General features: G+C 59.2%; 15 protein-coding genes and 2 pseudogenes. 12 read left to right on the top strand and 5 right to left on the bottom strand.

Going from position 1 to position 18,736, the window contains the following annotated elements; translation table 11 throughout:
- Nucleotides 1-70: 70 nt before the first annotated feature.
- Nucleotides 71-460 (top strand): annotated as a pseudogene (locus tag ILT44_RS24145) (transposase); the annotation flags it as partial.
- A gap of 124 nt (nt 461-584) precedes the next feature.
- Here ILT44_RS24145 and ILT44_RS24135 read toward each other — a convergent pair.
- Nucleotides 585-2,431: pseudogene (locus ILT44_RS24135) on the bottom strand (extracellular solute-binding protein).
- A gap of 891 nt (nt 2,432-3,322) precedes the next feature.
- On the opposite strand from ILT44_RS24135, the gene ILT44_RS24130 reads away from it, so the two are divergent.
- Entirely contained in the window at nt 3,323-3,805 is a 483-nt protein-coding gene (locus ILT44_RS24130; protein WP_201863838.1) for a PRC-barrel domain-containing protein, read from the top strand.
- A 501-nt stretch (nt 3,806-4,306) separates the two neighbouring features.
- Here the strand turns inward: ILT44_RS24130 and ILT44_RS24125 are convergent.
- Nucleotides 4,307-5,077 (bottom strand): PRC-barrel domain-containing protein, encoded by a 771-nt coding sequence (locus ILT44_RS24125; protein WP_204242155.1) that lies wholly within the window; start codon nt 5,075-5,077, stop codon nt 4,307-4,309.
- A 188-nt stretch (nt 5,078-5,265) separates the two neighbouring features.
- Nucleotides 5,266-5,985, bottom strand: a complete 720-nt coding sequence (locus ILT44_RS24120) for a BON domain-containing protein (protein ID WP_204242154.1) — start codon at nt 5,983-5,985, stop codon at nt 5,266-5,268.
- A 105-nt stretch (nt 5,986-6,090) separates the two neighbouring features.
- On the opposite strand from ILT44_RS24120, the gene ILT44_RS24115 reads away from it, so the two are divergent.
- The 4 genes from ILT44_RS24115 (at nt 6,091) to ILT44_RS24100 (ending at nt 11,684) form a co-directional block, all read left to right on the top strand.
- A complete protein-coding gene (locus ILT44_RS24115) occupies nt 6,091-6,696 on the top strand; it encodes a cupredoxin domain-containing protein (protein ID WP_204242153.1) in 606 nt (201 codons plus the stop codon).
- Nucleotides 6,697-6,844: 148 nt separating this feature from the next.
- Nucleotides 6,845-7,621 (top strand): hypothetical protein, encoded by a 777-nt coding sequence (locus ILT44_RS24110; protein WP_204242152.1) that lies wholly within the window; start codon nt 6,845-6,847, stop codon nt 7,619-7,621.
- Nucleotides 7,622-9,388: 1,767 nt separating this feature from the next.
- A complete protein-coding gene (locus ILT44_RS24105; protein WP_204242160.1) occupies nt 9,389-9,541 on the top strand; it encodes a DUF3309 family protein in 153 nt (50 codons plus the stop codon).
- A 202-nt stretch (nt 9,542-9,743) separates the two neighbouring features.
- Complete coding sequence (locus ILT44_RS24100; RefSeq protein WP_307826649.1) at nt 9,744-11,684, top strand: ABC transporter ATP-binding protein/permease; 1,941 nt, start codon at nt 9,744-9,746, stop codon at nt 11,682-11,684.
- Here ILT44_RS24100 and ILT44_RS24095 read toward each other — a convergent pair.
- Both ILT44_RS24095 and ILT44_RS24090 read right to left on the bottom strand, forming a co-directional pair.
- On the bottom strand, nt 11,670-12,272 hold the full coding sequence (locus ILT44_RS24095; RefSeq protein ID WP_201863847.1) for a DedA family protein: 603 nt from the start codon (nt 12,270-12,272) through the stop codon (nt 11,670-11,672). The genes ILT44_RS24100 and ILT44_RS24095 overlap by 15 nt on opposite strands.
- A gap of 271 nt (nt 12,273-12,543) precedes the next feature.
- Entirely contained in the window at nt 12,544-12,720 is a 177-nt protein-coding gene (locus ILT44_RS24090; RefSeq protein ID WP_201863850.1) for a hypothetical protein, read from the bottom strand.
- 3 nt (nt 12,721-12,723) lie between these two features.
- Between ILT44_RS24090 and ILT44_RS24085 the strand changes: the two genes are divergently transcribed.
- The 6 genes from ILT44_RS24085 (at nt 12,724) to coxB (ending at nt 18,729) form a co-directional block, all read left to right on the top strand.
- The gene (locus tag ILT44_RS24085; RefSeq protein ID WP_204242150.1) at nt 12,724-13,305 is read left to right on the top strand and encodes a c-type cytochrome; all 582 of its coding nucleotides are present in this window, start codon (nt 12,724-12,726) and stop codon (nt 13,303-13,305) included.
- A gap of 361 nt (nt 13,306-13,666) precedes the next feature.
- Nucleotides 13,667-14,461 carry a gluconate 2-dehydrogenase subunit 3 family protein gene (locus ILT44_RS24080; RefSeq protein WP_204242149.1) on the top strand — a complete coding sequence of 265 codons (795 nt, stop codon included), beginning with the start codon at nt 13,667-13,669 and terminating at the stop codon, nt 14,459-14,461.
- 12 nt (nt 14,462-14,473) lie between these two features.
- Nucleotides 14,474-16,243, top strand: a complete 1,770-nt coding sequence (locus tag ILT44_RS24075) for a GMC family oxidoreductase (protein WP_204242148.1) — start codon at nt 14,474-14,476, stop codon at nt 16,241-16,243.
- On the top strand, nt 16,240-17,247 hold the full coding sequence (locus ILT44_RS24070) for a c-type cytochrome (protein ID WP_204242147.1): 1,008 nt from the start codon (nt 16,240-16,242) through the stop codon (nt 17,245-17,247). The genes ILT44_RS24075 and ILT44_RS24070 overlap by 4 nt, the downstream gene beginning before the upstream one ends.
- 10 nt (nt 17,248-17,257) lie before the next feature.
- Nucleotides 17,258-17,686 carry a c-type cytochrome gene (locus ILT44_RS24065; protein WP_204242146.1) on the top strand — a complete coding sequence of 143 codons (429 nt, stop codon included), beginning with the start codon at nt 17,258-17,260 and terminating at the stop codon, nt 17,684-17,686.
- 113 nt (nt 17,687-17,799) lie between these two features.
- A complete protein-coding gene (gene coxB / locus ILT44_RS24060; protein ID WP_255549856.1) occupies nt 17,800-18,729 on the top strand; it encodes a cytochrome c oxidase subunit II in 930 nt (309 codons plus the stop codon).
- Nucleotides 18,730-18,736 lie beyond the last annotated feature (7 nt).

Here is an 18,736-nt window from a genome sequence, read left to right as displayed (position 1 = left end):
TGATGGGGATCGATGATCGTCACATGAGAGACGGGTCGATCAACAATAGGGGTCTTCTGCCATGCCCGTGCTGGCCGGGCTGCGCTGTCATGAACTGAGCGCGCCGTGGGTGATCGATGGTCCGATCACCCAGTTGGCGTTCGAGGCTTACATCGAGACACAGCTCGCGCCGACGCTGCACCCAGGCGACGTGGTGATCCTCGACAACCTGGCGGTCCACAAGAGCGAAAAGGCCGCCCAGTGTCTGAAACAGCGAGGCGCCTGGTTCCTGTTTCTACCTGCTTATTCGCCCGATCTTAATCCCATTGAACAGGCCTTCGCCAAGATCAAAACTCACCTGCGCAAAGCTGAAGCCCGAACCTTCGACGCGCTCTGGCGAGCGCTCGGCGACATCTGCAATTTGTTTGAGCCGCAAGAATGCTGGAACTACCTCAAAGCCGCCGGATATGCGTCCGTGTAATCGTCCGATGCTTTAGGCTCCGAAGGAGTGCCTCCATTTGGCCTCGGCAGAACCAAGTAGGCAGCCTGCGCTTTTGCTCCGGTGAACGGAGTAAATCAAATCAAAGTATGCACGTACGACCGCTTTAGCGCGATGTGCCTACCCGAGCGGCCAAAGCCGGATCATACCACCAAACGTCCGGAAAGGCTGACCCACCATAGCGAGGGAGGTCGACCGGGCGTCCGAACCGGTTCCAGCGTGCGGTACGGGCTACGAGCGAGTACCACTGCGGTACCACGTAGTTGTGGTGGAGGAGAACCCTGTCGAGCGCCTTCGTGGCTGCCACGAGTTCCTCACGATCTCCGGCAAAAATGGTTCTTTCGATCAAGGTGTCGACGGCCAAGTCCTTTATACCGGCAATGTTCTGTGACCCCGGTTGATCCACCGCGCCGGAACCCCAGTACTCCCGCTGCTCGTTGCCTGGGGAGAGACTCTGGGTCCACACATGTGTCGTAATATCAAAATCGAAGGAGCGTACTCTGTTCTGGTACTGTGCGGGATCAAGCACCCGAACGCTGAGGCCGATGCCAATCCGCTCTAGCACCTGCCGATAGGGTAGGATTACACGCTCGAAGCTTGGATCAGCCGTAATATACTCGGCGGTCAGCGGCTCGCCGGTAAGCCTGCTCACCATCCGCCCCCTTTTAAATCATATCCTGCCTCTTCGAGGAGACGCATTGCTTGACGTAGATTGTCGCGGACGGCCTGGTTCGTTCCATTGATCGGATTGCGATAGGGCTCCGTAAACACCGTTGCCGGCACTTTGTCGCCCAAGCTCTCCAGGATTGCGAGTTCTCGTCCCTCGGGCAGGCCTGTGGCGGCCAGGTCGGTACCGAAGAAGAATGAGTCGATACGGTCGTACAAGCCGTAGAAGAGAGTGCGATTGATATCTTCAAAATCGAAGGCGAGGTTAAATGCACGGCGAACATACTCGTCTTTGAACCTGTCCTGTTGCAGATTAAATACCAGCGCTTGCATAACACCCATTGCACGGAGCGGGAATTCTTCCCTGACCACGCGGCCGTAATGAACGGCTGGAAAGTCGTAAGCAGTTGCCCATTGGCGGGCGATGTTCTCGGTGCGATAGTCGATCCGATCCGCCTTGAACGCCTCGAGGAGCACTGTCGCATCTCGAAAGTACTCATATCGAACTTCATCGAGGTTGTGCTGGCCACGGTTGACGTTGAGGCTTTCGCCCCAATACCCGGAAACCCGCTCGTAGGATGCCGTGCGACCCGCTTCAAAGCTCTTCAGCCGGTAGGGGCCTGATCCCAAAGGGGGTTCTAGAGTGGTTTCTCCAATATTCCGAGGCTTGCCGTCAGGGCCTGTCGCTTCCCACCAGTGCTTCGGCAGTACAGGAAGTTGTCCGACGATCTGCGGCAACTCCCGATTGCCGGTTTCATTGAAGGTGAAGGTGACCTCGCGTTCCCCCGTCTTCTTTACCTCAGAAACATTCTTGTAGTGCAGCGCGTAAAGTGGAGAGTAGGTCTTTAGCCAGTCAAGGGAGAAGATAACGTCTTCGGCTGTCACCGGTCTCCCATCATGCCATCGAGCATGCTGGTTCAGGCGATAGGTAACGGATGAATAGTCCGCAGGGTATCGCACCGCTTCCGCCAGGAGACCATAGACTGTTCCTACCTCGTCCATGGAGCGCGTCATGAGTGTGTCATAGACCCGGCTGATGCCCGCCTCAAGTCCGCCTTTCACCCCGGAGACAACCAGATTGAAATTGTCAAAGGTACCCTGCACTCCCATTCGCACGAGGCCGCCCTTCGGAGCATCCGGATTGACATAATCAAAGTGTCGGAAGCCGTGCTCGTACTCTGGCGCTCCGATCAGGGCAAGGCCGTGTCGCCATCCCTCCTCCTGCCCGATTGCCGGCAATGGCCCTACATAAAGTGCAACGACAAAGCATGCGGCGCGCCCGATCATAGATAGTCTCCCTTGGTCCTGGGTCGCCAACTGTTTCAGAGCTTAGACGGCGCTGCCCTTGGCCGAAACTGCACTGTGTTCCCAGTTCTCTCCAGCTCCGATTACGCAGGATCGTCCATTTGCCGTCGTGAGCAAAAGTGTCCATGTACCACTGTCAGAGACGTATAGCTCGAACACGCGGCTAGGATGCGCCAAGCCGAATCCCGCAGGAACTTCCTTATAGTGTTCACTAATTGCTTCGACGATTTCATCACGTGGGGCACATGGCACTTGAGCCCAGCTCGGATGAGAGCTATGGGCGAAAGCGATAGCTGCGATGATCGCTAAAGGGATTCCCTTCAAGATTTTCATACCGGAACTCCACTGTTCTAAGTGGCACGCCCGAGCTGGTGAAGAGAGCAGAGCTAGCGGTTGCGAGCCACGATGTTCGACAGCCGTGAGGATTAACGCCAATAAATCTCGCTAATGGCGCTGAGGCTTTGTTCGCGGCAAGATCCGGCCGCGCGATCCGAAGTGCCAGAGCGGACCATCGCCGCTCGTCGTTGTAAAGGCAACGTAAAACCCCCTGGGCGGTTCTCGTCCTAGCCGGCCACCGTGTACTCCAACGGACACTGTATAAGTGGTGAGCACAACGGGCAGACGAGCAGTGCGCACCCAGCCTTAACGACATCCGACGACCAGCAACCTGACGCCTCGCCCACAAAATCTGCTCTCCAGCGTACGAACCCGACAGAGACGCAGGTCCAGTCTAGGAACGCTTGCCGCTAGGTTATGTTGTCTGTCAGACAGTTTGGTGCGCTGAAGCATTGCTGCCGCGCGGCTCTAGCCGAGACGACGCTTCGTGTCTGGCAATGAGACGCGCGTCTGGGCAAACTACTTAAGGAGTTGAGTATGATGAAAGGGTCTCTTGTCGCGGCATTGCTCGGCACCGCTTTGCTAAGTCCAGACGTTGCCTCGGCTCAGACCGCCCTGGGCGGGGGCGAGGGCAAGGCAGCGCCATCAGTGCTCCAGGCCCAGGCACGCATTCTGCAGGCTCAGGATAATGCGGTCCTGCCCAACCAAGCTATGCGCGTGGGAGAAGTCGAGCGGCGCGACATCTATACTCCTCGTGGTGAGAGGCTTGGGAGCGTGAGGCGGATCGTTCTGAATGTGACTGATGGACGGACATTCCTCGTGCTTGAACGTGGCGGCCTTGTCGGCTTGGGTGATAAAGAGTTCCCGCTTCCAGTGGATCGCGTGTACGTCCAGGGTGGACGCCTTGTCGTTCCGGGCCTTACGGAGGCAGAGCTCGAAGCGGTGGCCGACTGGGATGTGAATGACCACAAGTATCGCGAGTTAGCAGATTCGGAGATCATCAATGTAAGCCGGAGGTGAATGTTCGTCGCTGGATGCATGTACCATGCTTCCAGTGATCAGGACCCACGCGGCTTCGGCCCAAGCCTAACCTTAACCAGCGCTAATCTGCGGTGGGTGAGTCATTCGATGCATCATGAGCCGTCGACGCTCGTGCGGTGTTTGTACGCTCCTGATCAGATCTACGCCGCCATTCGGACCGAGCATTCCCGTTCGGCATCGTGATTCCTGCGCTTATATGAGGCCAAAGCGCAGCGTTTTGTACATCGTTCGATGACAAGGCAGCGAATGTTAGTTTCGCCCTGTCTACAGGTAAACCCCGCTATCATAGCCCCACTTCGGGATTGGCTAAAGGAGCAGTGCAATTCGAGGAACGGAGAGCCGGCGAGATCGTTTCAGCCGCGAACTCGCGCCGGGAGCGTCGGCGCGAGCGCGTGGCTTCCTGCATGCCTGCTCCCGCAGGGAGGGCCAGGTGTGCGGGGCATTATTCGGTGGCAGGGCGCCCCCGAGGCTGAGCCTCACTTAGGTGGGACTTCCTGAGGTACCGTCTATGGGCAGAGCCGGATTGTATTCCGGAGCACGCTTGATTTCGTCACGCGCTTGGGAGGTTTGCACGGTGTGATCGGTCCAGGAGACGTCATCGATCCATTCCGTCGTGACAAGAACCATCTTGCCTTGCCACCAGTTTTTCGTGTCCACTATCAAGTAACGTATCAACCAGTTGCTCCCATCGACCAGAAGGTCCTCGACGTGTCCAATATCGCCGTCCGAGGCGCGAACATAGTAGCCGGTCACCTCTTTGGCGCTGCGCAGACGAGGATCGCCGCTCGGCTGCTCGTGACCCCGGCCGCCTCCGCGGGTGCCGTCAACGGTCACAGCACCCGCGGCGGCAGCCGATGTGGGTGCTAGGATGGGGGCCACAGGGAACACGGGATAAGCAGTTGTCGATGCATAGGCCATGCCGGGGGCTGACCAGTAGGGCGTCCACCGGTAGGCGTCATAGATCGACGTCTCCATCTGACGCGAAACCGGCAGGTCGATCCCACTTCCTGGGCTGTTCTCTTCCTGCTCTCTTGTCAAATCGACGGCAATCGAGGGCGCATCGGGTTTGGCGGCGGCCACGTGAGAGGCGGGAAGCAACACCTTACGGCCAAAGAGCCATGATCCGGTGCTTACGACAAGCCAGCGGGCTCGCCAGGTGTCGTCCTCGAACAAGAGGTCACTGATGTTACCGATCTCACCGTCCCGAGCCGCGATCGACAAGTTCGCGAGACTTGATGTTCTGAGAAGCATGTGCTGAGCTCTAGCCAGTTAATCAGTCGCCCTGTGACGAAGTCCGAGGATACACGAACCGTTCCTAGGAATATGGATAGACGTGGTACGCTAGCGGACGATGCACTTCTCGATCCTGTTGATCGGTGTTTGCTGAAGTCTGTTGAGCGATGTCTTGCTTAATGTTTGCATGCTCGCTGCGGGGTTCATCAAAGCGGTCGAATACGCAGGTTGTTCTGGACATGTGTCACTCCTGACACGGTGTCGGCGATATCCTCCGCCCGGCGCTTCTCGAAGGGAGTCGAAACAGTTCCGGAGAGTATCACCTCCTGGCTCTTAACCGAGACCTCGATGTCAGACGCGTCGACATGCCCGTCTTCAGTGAGCCGGTGGCCTACATCGTCAAGGATCCGATCGTCCGGGCGCCGGTAGTTGCGGGGTCCGCGTCCACGGTAATCCTGCTGGAGATCGTCGTGGCTCTCCAGGCCAACAGCCCTGGTCAGGTCCTCGTAGAACGCTTCGGCGGCGCGGAGGAGCTTGTGCGCCGCCTCGCGATCCCGCTGGCTGGACTGGCCCGCAGTGCGACTCGGAACGGAGGTGCCATATCGGACCTTGCCGGAGTGATCCCTTGCGCCGCGCGGTGAGGTACTGGAGTCCCGGCGCTCAAATCCGTCCTCTTCTCGGCGAAGCGGCTCTGGGCGAGTAGTTACCCATTCGTGACCGGGGAAGCTTCCCTCTCCATAGTACCTGCCTGGCAGCCGTGGGTCCAAGAGCCGAGGGTCCTCTTCGCCGTGTCCGTAACGTGCATGTGCAGGGCGCCGCTCAAGGTAAGCCCCCTCCTCGGCGCGGTACTCGTTCCGTAGGTACTCGCTGAGATCCTCGTCGGCTGTTCGAAAACCGCTGCTGGAGCTCCGTTTTTGATCGGCCATGTTGAAGTCCTCTCAATGTAAGGTCCAGTGTCACCGGGGAATTCTTTTGATCCTTCCAGGTTCCGTCAAAGCAAGCTGGTGGAGGTCGGTAGGAGCTTCGGTTGTGTGTACATCACCGGACCAGAACCCTCCATCAGCCGAACCAAGGGCCGTCTTAAAGATATTACCCGCAGCACCGGCGATCATCTTCGGCGGGTTCTTAGGTCATCCCTGGCGTCACTGAGGTTTACTCCCATGGATAGAATGAATGATGCGCTAAAGCTCGCCACTCTGTTTGTCGCAGCCGTGGCAGTTCTAACCGCGGCTGAGGAAGGAGCTTTCGGTCAGGCACCGGGCTCATCTGCAGTCGGCGGCGACATTGCGACGCCCGTCGAAATCACGATGAACACGGTCAACAGTGACGTCCAGTGCGGTCCGCCACGGGCCCGATTGCCGGCGCGCGATCCTCTTGACTTGAGGGTTATGAACCGTTCCGAGTTCCCGATCATGTTTGTTGCGCCTGAGTTCTTCAAGGCATCGCAGCACATCGAGTCCGCCGGCTTTGCTATGGATCTTGTGAAGGGAGGATTTCTCGTTGCACCCAAGAGCACGGTCAGGGTCCTTCTGCGGACTCCGGCGCCCGGCGAGTACTACTTCTCCTGCTTCCACCCGAATAGCATACCGAATCCTGCATCAAGCGGATTCCTGATCGTCGTGCCTGCGGCAACCTGATCCGCGTGGGCCTAGCAGCTGCGTCTGCTGGCGCGAGGAAGGAGATACGCTCGGAAGTCGGATCACTGGCGTACAGAGGGTGTCTTCAGCCAGGAACCGGCTGAATACCACTTACCTTGTTTGCCAGGAGATTGCTCTCAGGTGCACCATGTCCAATGAAATTTCGCAGATTTCTAGACGACCAAGCTTCATTGCCCTAGCCGCTGTGGCGGCGCTCGGCTGGATCGTAGCAATCTGGTCGATCGGGTCCAGCTCGCGTCAAGAGGACTATCTCAACGAACGCATCCAGCAGCTGGAAGCCACTCACCAGGTCGCCGTGAGCCAGCTGGAAGAACTGAGGCGCACGGCAGGAACCGCCGAAAGCCTCCAGAGCCAGATCAGCACGGCGCGCGCGGACTTGGCGAGTCTTAAACAGCAGCAGGAGAAAACGGTCCAGGCATTAGCCACTATCCGCAGTGAGACGGAGGCAGCAGATAGGCGGCTTCAGGAGTCCCGGCAGGCTCAGGCAAAAGTTCAACAGGATCTCACCGCCGCGCGCGAGCAGCTAGCTGCGTTGGAGCGCCGCCAAGCGGAAATGGTAAGAGTGGTCGGCGAGATCACGGTGAGCCGGGATCGCGTCATGGCGGAACTAAACGAGGCGCGAGAGCGGTCCGCGGCCCTGCAGCAGCAACTCGCAGGAATTGCGGACCAGCTGGCGTCACGACGGAGTGAGCTGGCTGCTCTTGAGGAGCAACGGTCCGCCCGACCCTCCCGCGACGATACTCCCCGCCAAACTGGTTCAACCCTGGTCAATGAAGGTTTGGCCAACACGGGGCAGCAGATCTATCGCTGCGATGACAATGAAAGTGGCTGGATTTGCTCCGCAGAAGGCGTGTCAGCGGGCGACGAGCGGCTGCACCAAAGCGTACCATACCCTCGGCAATAAGGAATCCAACAGGCGGCTTGGATGAAGATGCGAGCTCGGAAGTGGGATCGCACAAGTGACGTGGGCGATCCATTGGCTGGACCATAGCCGATCTGCACTGCACCTCAAACCTCGTTGGCTACGGCTTCTATGACTGGAGCGGACAGGTGCTCGGTGGACCGGAAGGCGACTTACGTGCCCCCGGCTGCCGATCCGGGCTGATTGCCGCTATTGGTCCTACCCTTGGGAGGAGTGGAATGAGTTGCCGACGTAAGCGTCTCGGCTTGATCCTGCTCCCACGGTAGCGGCTGACCTGGCACGGTGCGTCCCTCGACCATATCAAAAGGCTGCAACAGACGCGGGACGATCGGACCAGCGGTATCGTCTGTTCTGAGAGGAGAACGCGACTAAACTTACAGGGAGCTTTCATACAGAGTCGAACCTCGTAAACCGAACCGGGTATCCCAGTTGAACGTGTGTGCGGGTCTACGCTGCATCTTTGGCTCAGAGGTTACTCGCACCCACACTGCCTGACTTGCACGGGTCACCAGCTCCATTCCGGATGACTTCATGATATTGATGTCGTGATCACGGGCTGTCCAACCCCGTTTGTTTCGGGCATCACTGGTTCGTCAGCGTACTGTCTTCGCTCCATCGGGCAGGAACGTCCCCCCTGCGGTCCGGTTCACTGATCAGGCGCCATTGACGGTGCCGACTGTCGCTAACGGTCCCTTAGAGGGGCAAGCCGACAGCTTCCCGCTGAAAGGTGACCAGCGGCCGCTTGAGAATGGTTGGCGCTGGTTCTGGACTGCACAGTCCAATGAACCGTGCGGGGTCAGGAGGTGGGATGCCCTACCGTCTGCGCGCCGTACGAAATCGAAAGACGAAGAGGAAAGCTTACAATGCGTGATATGATACTGATGACTTCCGTGCTAACAGCACTGGCCTTCGGGTCCACCGCAGCGCTTGCGCAGTCCCAATCCGGGACACCCGCCCCATCCTCGTCCTCCCAATCAGCGCAGTCCGCATCAAGCACGATGCCGAAAGCTATGTCTCAGGATAAAGTTCGCCAAGTCATGAAGGACGCAGGCTTCACCAACGTCCGGATCCTTGATGCCACATACTTGGTCCAGGCTTCGACAAAGGACGGCGACCAAATCCTGGTCGTCCTCAATCCACCGGCACTGGATCGTACTGGAACACCCGCGACAATCGGGGCTACTAGCGGGCCGTCGGGTGGATCCGCCGGGTCTTCGGGCGGGAGCACCTCTACTGCACCCAAACAGTAATGGCGTTGTTCGACCACACCGTCTACAGATCAAGCGCGAGGGGCGGGATGTCACCGCCCCTCGCGTGCGAGTAGATGTGCAATGGGCATCCAGAGGTCGCACAGCCGTATTAACGTGGTCACCGTCAAGTTGATCGCAATATTGAGGCACCGACATCTGAGGTGGCGAGCGGGCATCGCATTCGCGTGACTTGGGGGACATGCAAGGATCGGCTTACGCTGGTTGCGTTACAACTCCGCCACCATCATAGCGTTGCTGGGTGGCCGTATGCAGCACCGGCGAGGTGTCGACCTGCGCGGCATTGTGTGCAGGCACTCCTCTAAGCGACCCGCGAAACCAGCAACCGGGCAAGGGGCCCTCTGCGTCGAGCGACTTAGGCTGTCCGAGATGTGCCTGCGGGTCAAATCCTCGACGCTTCCGGCACTCACTCACGGATCAGATTCCAGGATCTCGGGAAATAGGCTAATCTCTGTTCAACCAAAGCGGAGCGTCAGTCGTGATGCCGTTTAGCGCAATTCTAATCCTGGTAGTGGTCTTGTTTATCGTCGCGACTGTGCCGGTCTGGCCGTATAGCCGTACATGGGGTCTTTGGCCCAGTGGTGCGCTTGGCCTGATCCTTGTGGTGCTAGTCGGCCTGTTAGTCTTGGGCTAGCCAGGCACTGCCGTCGGTTGCGCGGCGATGAGGAGCCAGGTCGCGTTGTGGATTTCCCTGTCTGTCATGCAACGCGGCCAGATCGGCAAGAGCAGAACAGAAGCAAAACACTCCCCTGTGATCAGATCCAAAGTACAGGAACAGAAACGGCTAGATTACGCTTGGGACTAAGGGTGCAACTTAAGCACTTAGTTTTGAGCGGATGCGTACCATGAGAGATTTGGTCAGATCTGTGCCGGACTGGTTGCGACGGGCAACGGCATCGTGGGCGGTTCACAAGGAACTTGACCCCTCATGCGGGCCCAGCGCTGAGACACTTGGCCAACGGATGATGCCGGAGCCTGCACCGGGCAGTGGGGGAGAGGATATCTCTCGCGAGTTTTACATGCTCTTCCGAGAAGTAATGGAGGGAGGCAAAGGTTGGCCCATCATCGGTTTGTCCCTGGTGATCGTTGCCGTGTTGATTGGGAACATGTTTGGCCAGGTCCGCCTCAATGAGTGGAATGGCGCATTCTTCGATGCGGTGGAGCGGCGAAACTCCAATGCCTTCCTCCACCAACTGTCAGTGTTCCTAGGTGTCATCGCGTTCCTGCTCGTTATGGTGGTCGCACAGACCTGGCTGCAGGAGCGGCTCAAGATCCGTCTGAGGGAGCGCTTGACCCACGTTTTGCTGGACACTTGGATGATGCCGAAGAGAGCATACCAGCTCGGGTTGGCCGAAGCATCCGCCACGCAGCCCGACCAACGCATGCAAGAGGACTGTCGTCTGCTCTCGGAGTTTTCTACGGAACTCGGCGTTGGAATGTTGCAGGCTTTCATGATGCTCGCAAGTTTCATCGGGGTTCTGTGGACGCTCTCGTCGTACGCGAGTTTTGACTTCCGCGGAGAAGAGGTCGTGATACCTGGCTACATGGTCTGGGTAGCGATCGGGTATGCCGGGATCGGTTCAGGCCTTACTTGGCTGGTGGGGCGCCCGCTGATCCGCCTGAACACGATCCGCTACGCCCGCGAGGCAGACCTCCGGTTTGCCTTAGTACGGGTGAATGAATGTGCCGAAAGCGTTGCTCTCTATTCTGGCGAGAGAGACGAGCGGCGGAGTCTCGATCATGCGGTCGACGCCGTATTGACAGCAACGCGCAGGCTTTCTGGCGCCCTCGCACGATTGACCTGGATTACATCCGGATATGGCTGGCTTGGGATCATCGTGCCGATCCTTGCCGCCGCGCCCGGATACTTCAGCGGCCGGCTCACATTCGGCGAGATGATGATGGTCGTGGGAGCGTTCAACCACGTTCAAGGCGCCTTGCGGTACTTTGTCGATAACTTCCCAAAAATTGCTGACTGGCGGTCGGCCCTGCTTCGCGTGGTGACATTTCGCCATGCTGCCGTCGATCTGGAACGCTCCCTCGGCGAGCGGGGGCGTATCGTGAGGCAGCTCCACCCAAAGGGCTGGCTGAGCTTCCAGAAGCTTTCGGTTTCGCTCCACAATGGGCCTCCGCTCATCGAGGAAGCCACTGTTGAGATCCGTACGGGCGAACGCGTCCTGATCGTAGGAGCCTCAGGAACAGGAAAGAGCACGCTCTTCCGCGCGATTGCAGGGCTTTGGCCCTGGGGGAAGGGCCTGATCCAGACGCCTCATCCCGATCAGATGATGTTTCTCCCGCAGCGTCCTTACCTCCCGCTCGGAACTCTGCGCGCGGCACTGTGCTACCCGGCCGCGCCCGATGCATTCGATGATGCGACGGTTCGGAATGCTCTTGAACGGTGCGGCCTCACGGATTTCTATCAGGCCCTGGAAGAGCATAAGAGGTGGGATCAATCCCTTTCACTTGGCCAGCAGCAACGGGTGGCTTTTGCCCGGGTTCTCCTCCATAGGCCGTCCTGGGTGTTTATGGACGAAGCAACCTCCGCTCTCGACGATAAATGCCAGGATTCGATGCTTTCTTTGTTGTGGGATGAGCTTGCGAATGTGTCGGTCGTCTCCATCGGGCACAGGCCGGGCCTGGAGGATTTCCACACCCGGACAATTCATCTCCACAGGACAGGCAACGGTGCAAGGCTTCTGGCGGTGCCGGCCCCTCCAGCAGGGGCTTCCACTGGCTCGGCCTTGCAAGCTCGGAACGGCGCGTTAGCCGGCCTTTGAGCCGAAGGTGACTACCCGATAGATATACCAAAACACAGCAATGGTTAGAATCGCGTTCGTGACAGGATCAAGCCATTCGGCCACCACATGATATTGGGACTCCAGCACGTAACCTGCTCCGGCCAGGAGGGTTGTCCAGAGAATGGTGCCCAGCGTCGAGTACAACAGGAAGCGGCCGAAACTCATCTTTACCATGCCAGCAGGAACTGAGATCAAGGTCCGTATCGCGGGGACCAAACGTCCCAAGAAGACTGCCTTCCCGCAGTGGCGGGAGAAGAACGCTTCAGCACTGTCCAGATCCTGCGGCATCAGTGTGAGCCATCGTCCATGGCGGGCCGCGAAGGATTTCATACGATGCATACCGATCCACCGTCCGAGGAGATACCAGAGAGACGTGCCGATGACCGAGCCGATGACGCCGGCCAGCACGGCGAGCATGATCTGGAGCTCCCCGCGGGCTGCCGTGAAACCAGCGAGCGGCATAATCACCTCAGACGGTATGGGCGGGAAAAGGTTCTCCGCCAACATCAGCAGCGCGATGCCAAGATAGCCTGTCCTTTCGATGAAGGTTGTAATCCACTCGAACATGACATCTCCCAGCAGGGCTGACTTCAGCTCGGCGTAGCACTCGGCGCTGAGCGTAGTGTCTCCTTGAACCGCACGGGCCCCTCTTGGTTTTGAGCCGTTAAACAAACATCTGTCCGCCACCGTACTAAGAAGATCAACCTCAGCATTGCGGATCAGGAACGGGCGGAGCACCCTCCCGTTGCACCCCAACTGACGTCCCGAGGGGAAGAGAGTGTCCGTCCAAAATCTGCCAACGGTAGCACTGGTCGTGATGGCCGGTGTGTCAGCCCTCTCAGAGCTCAAGGCGCAGAGTGGCCGGGCGGAGGAAGCTGCGTACGACATTGGCAGAGCCGATGTCGAGAGAGGGCGCGCCGTCGTCGTTGGAGCCTACGCCGTCCCACCCGGCCCAGATGCGGGTCTCAGGTCGCCTGCGATAAGTCCGCAGGCGGGAGCGTGCTTCCAGTGCCATGGAATGGATGGCAAAGGTGACAAGGCAGCTATGTTCCCGCGGCTGACGGATCAAACATACAAGTATCTCTATGACTCCTTGCGGGACTACGCGTCAGGTGTGCGCCAAAATGCGGTAATGGCGCCCATCGCCAAGGCCTTGAATGACCAGCAGATGCGCGACGTCTCTGCTTATTACGCTGCGCAGAAGGCAGCCGATTATCCGCCTGCGGATCCTGTGGATCCTCAAATCTTGCAGCACGGTGCCGCACTTGCAGCAGTCGGAAATGCGACACGCGGCGTTCAAGGGTGCATCAACTGCCATGGCCCGGATGGTGTCGGCCTGCCGCCGACCTACCCCTATTTAGCGGGCCAGTACGCAAGGTATCTGGAGACCCAGATGCAGGCTTGGAAAAGCGGCCAGCGCAAGGGAGACGGCTTCGGCGTCATGGAGCACATCGCCAAGCGTCTGACGGACGACGATATCCACGCTGTCTCTCAATACTACGCAGCAATCCGCCCGCGAGTTGTCACCCCTGAGAAGTCTGAACATCAAGCTTTGACGGCTCCCCTGCCCCCGACACCCAGCCCAAACTCGGTGAGGTAACGATGCGCTTGACCTTTCGTCCAATCATTGCCGCAGGATTTGCTATTATGTGCCTCAGTCACATGCCGGTTCTTGCGCAAGGCAACTCGAATAGGAGCAGTGACCGCTCCGAACAAGGCAGTTCGTCGCCTGTTCAGGGAAGTGTCAGCAAGGCTCAGACGGCTCAGGTGGGCGCAGGAACGACCAGCGGATCAACGACAGGCTACAGCGGTCCAAAGGATGTCACGGAGAGTGCGCCGGGACAGATCAGGGTGCCCCCTCTGCCGCGACCCGAGCTGTGTGAGCCATACCGAAGCACACCCGCCGTTTACCAGACATGTCTTTGGGTCTCACTCGAAGACTGAACGAAGGGAAAAAGACAGTGACTGAGAAATTCTCACGCCGTGATCTCCTTAAAGTCGCCGGGGCTGCCGGAGTGGCCGTTACCGTCCCGGATCATGCGTCCGCCGAGGAGCATCCTGTTCAGGTCGCGCAGGTTGGCAGACAGAATGCTCCGTCCTCTTCATCGCCGCGGGCAGACTTGCCGGCCGAACGCGGTATGCTCTTCTTCTTCAACGACGAAGAAGCTAGGTTCGTCGAGGCTGCTGTCGAACGCCTCATCCCCGCGGATCCCGAATGGCCGGGAGCCGCTTGGGCGGGCGTTCTCAACTTCATCGATCGCCAGCTCGCTGCCGCGTATGGTGCCGGAGCGCGGATGTACCTGAAAGGTCCGTGGGTCCCTGACGCACCTCCCCAGCAAGGCTACCAGCTGCGCTACACTCCAGCCCAACTCTACAGGATAGGGATCGCGGAAACTCGCGCCCATGTCACTGCCAATTATGGCAGACGCGAGTTCTGGGATCTCGGTGCGCCCGTGATGGACGAGGTGCTTTCCGCGCTTGAAAGCGGCGCCATTGAGCTTCCTTCTCTCGCAGCACCCGTGTTCTTCGAGACTCTGCTCGCCAACGCCATCGAGGGCTTCTTCGGTGATCCCGTTTATGGTGGAAACCGCGATATGGTGGGCTGGCGGATGGTTGGATTTCCTGGCGCCTACGCGCAGTTCATCGACTTAGTCGAGCTCTACAATCTTCCATACACGCGCCCGCCAATCAGCATCGGTGAGGCTGGAGCCCGAGAGGCTTACCTCGACGGCCACACGCATGGCGCTCAGAGGTGATAGGAGCACACCATGGCGGTACGCATGAAACCTGTGGACGTAGCGCTCGTCGGAGGTGGCCTGACAGCCGCTATCCTGGGTAAGGAGCTTGCTGAGGCCGGCCAGACAGTCGTTGCGCTCGAACGCGGTGGAATGCGCCAGACAGTGCCGGATTTTCAATCGCCTACAATGCATGACGAACTGAAGTACGATATACGTCACGCCTATGCCCAGGACGTCAGCGTCCAGACCATCACCTTCCGCAACTTCGTCGGCCAGCAGGCTCTGCCGATGCGCCAGCTTGGATCATTCCTGCCGGGAGAAGGTGTCGGGGGCGGAGCGACGCACTGGAACGGCCAGACTTGGCGGTTTCAGCCAGAGTGGTTCGTCCTGAAAAGCTGGGTGGAACAGCGCTACGGGCGAGGTTTCCTAGATGAGGATGTCACCATCCAGGATTGGGGCATCACGTACGAAGAGCTTGAACCTTACTATACGTTCTTCGAGAAGGTGATGGGGATCAGCGGAGCGCCAGGCAACATCAAGGGGCAGATTCAGGTCGGCGGCAACCCCTTCGAGGGGCCGCGCAGCGAGCCGTATCCTAATCCGCCGATGAAACAGTCCCATTCCGGCTTTCTCTTCGGGCAAGCCGCAGCACAACTTGGATACCGTCCATTCCCCGTACCATCGGCGAACGTGACGCGGCATTACACAAACCCTTTCGGGGCGGAAATCAAGCCGTGCATGTACTGTGGCTTTTGCGACCCTTTCGGCTGTGAACACTTCGCGAAGGCAAGCCCTCAGGTGTGCATCCTGCCTTTTGCTATGGCCAACAAGAATTTTGAGATGCGCACGCACTCCTATGTCCTTCGAGTGGAATGGGACAGGCAAGCGAAGGTTGCCACCGGGGTGACCTATGTGGACGCACAGGGTCAGGAGGTCTTCCAGCCGGCAAGCATGGTCGTGCTTTGCGCCTTTGCGCACCACAATCCCATCCTGATGCTGCAGTCACGAATTGGTCAGCCATACGACCCGGCGACCCGGACCGGAACCGTCGGACGCAACTACACTTACCAAACCATGACCGGCGCCGAGGTTTTCTATGACGGTGAAAAGCGCATCAACCCCTTCATGGCCGCTGGAGCCCTCGGAACCGCCATTGACGACTTCAACAATGGAAGCTTCGATCATTCCGGCTTGGGCTTCATCGGCGGGGGTTACATTGCGGCCTATCAGACGACAGGCCGACCCATATACCACCATCCGGTGCCCGAAGGAACGCCCCGCTGGGGGCTTGGGTGGAAGCAGGCAGTTCGGCGGCACTACAACAGCACGGTGGGCCTCGGGTTCCATGGATCCTCGAGCCCTCATCCGAACAACTACCTAGGCGTTGATCCGACTTATACGGATGCGTTCGGTCAGCCGCTCGGGATGCTCACCTATGACTTCCCTTATAATGACCGTCTCATGGCCCGTTACGTTACCGAGAAAATGGCCGGTATCGCTCAGGCGATGGGCGGTAAACAGATGAGTGTAGGCTGGCTTGACGATCATTATAGTATCGTCCCCTACCAGACGACGCACAACACAGGCGGCGCCATCATGGGCACCGATCCGAAGACGAGCGTCGTGAACCGCTACTTGCAGTCTTGGGATTTGCATAACCTGTGGGTCATGGGTTCGTCCGTCTTTCCACAGAACGCGGGCTACAACCCCACGGACACTGTCGGCGCCCTCGCCTACTGGGCGGCGGATGCCATGATCAAGCAGTACCTGAAAAACCCTGGCCCTCTGGTGCAGCCATGATCCGCGCTGTCCAAATCGGTGCGGCCGCGACCGCGGCCATCGTCATCACCTCCGCCGCGCTCTCACAATCCCCGCTCGGCCTGAGCGATCAGCGCGAGCCCAACCACGAAGCCGATCCGAATCGCGGCAGGTTCATCACCATCGGAGGCATGTTTGCGGAGCAGAGAATTGGGTGTGTCCAATGCCACGGAGTCGACGGAGCAGGCAACTCGAGCGGAGCTTTCCCGCGCCTGACTGACCAAGCTGGCTGGTACCTCTATAAATCTTTGCGGGATTATGCATCAGGCCTTCGCCCGAGCTACATCATGGCGCCGATCGCCCGGACGCTTACGCCACAGCAGATGGAAGATGTCGCGGCCTATTACGCCAGCATAAAGGACGCTCCATACCCGGCGGAGCCGCGTGCGGACGTCCAAGTCCGGCAGATCGGCGGCGCCATTGCGGCCATTGGCATGCCCTCCCAGGGTGTGCCCGCCTGCGATGGATGCCATGGTCCGAACGGCGTCGGCCAGGCCCCCATCTATCCGTATTTGGGTGGCCAGTTCGCTCCCTATCTGCAGCATCAACTGATGCTCTGGAAGCAAGGGCGGCGGGACGGAGACCCCATGAACATCATGGAGCTGATCGCCAAGGCCATGACGGAGGAGCAGATTCGAGCGGTTTCACTCTACTATGCCTCCGTACGACCGAAGGACGTGATCCCTCAGGACGCCCGCTATGCTCCCGGAGGGGGACGATCTCCGGCAGTGCAGCCCACGCACTCCCCCGGCCAGAATCCGACTGATGTTGGTGCTGTGCAGAGGCCCGAACCGGGCCGTGGCTCCGTCGTGGTTCCAGGCACGGAGCCCGCCGGGCCTCCGGCTCCAACAATGGAACCGCCTCTAGGCCTCCCGCGACGTCCGCTCCCTCCCAACTCTTTGCCGCCCTATCTCTCGCCTCCTGTTGATGAAAGGCCACGTGGCACCACGACCACGACCGGGGCCCCCACCCGAAGCCAGCCATAGGAGTGGACGGATGCTCCTATTGCAGCGGAACGGCCCAGATGAAACGCGCAGAATAGTGACGGCAGCGCTTCTCGTGATGCTCGCCGGCTGCAATGACGACGGTTCCCCTCAGAAGGCCAGCCAGCCACTCGATGAGTTGAGGATCACGCGTGTAGCTGGCGGCGAACCCGAGAGAGGACGCCGCATCATCGCAGCTTATGAATGTGGTGTCTGTCACGTCATTCCTGGCGTCCAAGGCGCACATGGGATCGTAGGACCACCGCTGACAGATTTCGGCAGGCGCCAATTCATCGGCGGCGTCGTTCCCAACGAGCCGACTTTGCTTGTGCAATGGGTGCAGGACGCGCCGTCCATTGCCCCGCACACGGGAATGCCGGATCTCGGCCTATCCGATCAAGAAGCCCGCCACGTGGCAGCCTATCTCTATACGTTGCGGTGACGGAGATGAGACACCATCGAGTCCTAACCGCCTTCCTCTCATACCTGTTCACTGGCGCTCTCGGCACGACCGGAGCCTCGGCCCAGCCTGTCGATTTTGTGGACAGAGCGCTGATGTGGATCCAATCCACCATGGTGACATCTGGGCCTCACGCGGCGGTTATCGAAACCTTAAGCTGGGTGATGATCATCGGCGCGGTCTTGATTTTCCTGTTGGTCATGGCGCTGGCCGCACTTGCCATCCTTGCCCCGACCAGGATGCGAGGCTGGATGACGGGGCGAAAGTTTATCATTGGCCTCGGCATTATCTTTCCAGTCGTCACATTGACTGCTTTGCTCACCTGGGGGCTATCCATTTCCAGAGCGCTCGTGACTGGCGAGCCTCCGGTTCTGCGCGTGGAGGTAATTGGTGAGCGCTGGTGGTGGCGCGTTCATTATGTGGACGCCGGGGGAGCGGTTCGTCTCGTCAGCGCAAATGAGATCAAGGTGCCGACGGGCCGGCCCATCGAGTTTGTCCTCAAGACCCAGGATGTAATCCACTCCTTTTGGGTACCCAGCCTTGCGGGCAAGCTCGACATGATCCCTGGGCGGGTGAACGTCACCCGCTTTTCCGCTGAGCGGCCTGGGATCTATCGGGGACAGTGCGCCGAGTATTGCGGTGCGCAACACGCTTTGATGGCCTTCTACGTGATTGCGCTACCGCCGGACGAGTTCGAGGCCTGGTACGCACGGGAGGCGACCCCTCCCGCCGAGCCTGTCATTCCGTTCCTCGTACGGGGCAAGGCACTATTCCTGGAAAATGGCTGCGGTGCCTGCCATACCATCCGGGGCACGTCGGCCGACGGAATGATCGGACCTGATTTGACGTATGTGGGCGGGCGCCGCTCAATTGCTGCCGGGACATATCCCACCAATGTCGGGACACTCGCTGGTTGGGTCTCATCGTCCCAGCACCTGAAGCCGGGCAACCTCATGCCTTCTTTCGGCAATCTGCAAGGCGAGGAGCTGCGTGCCATCGCGGCCTATCTGGAGAGCCTCAAGTGAGCGATGC

It is taken from the genome of Microvirga arvi (assembly GCF_016892765.1).
Classification (GTDB): Bacteria; Pseudomonadota; Alphaproteobacteria; order Rhizobiales; family Beijerinckiaceae; genus Microvirga; species Microvirga arvi.
The sequence above is the reverse complement of the archived record's forward strand: the minus strand, read 5'-3'. Positions and strand labels throughout refer to the sequence as shown.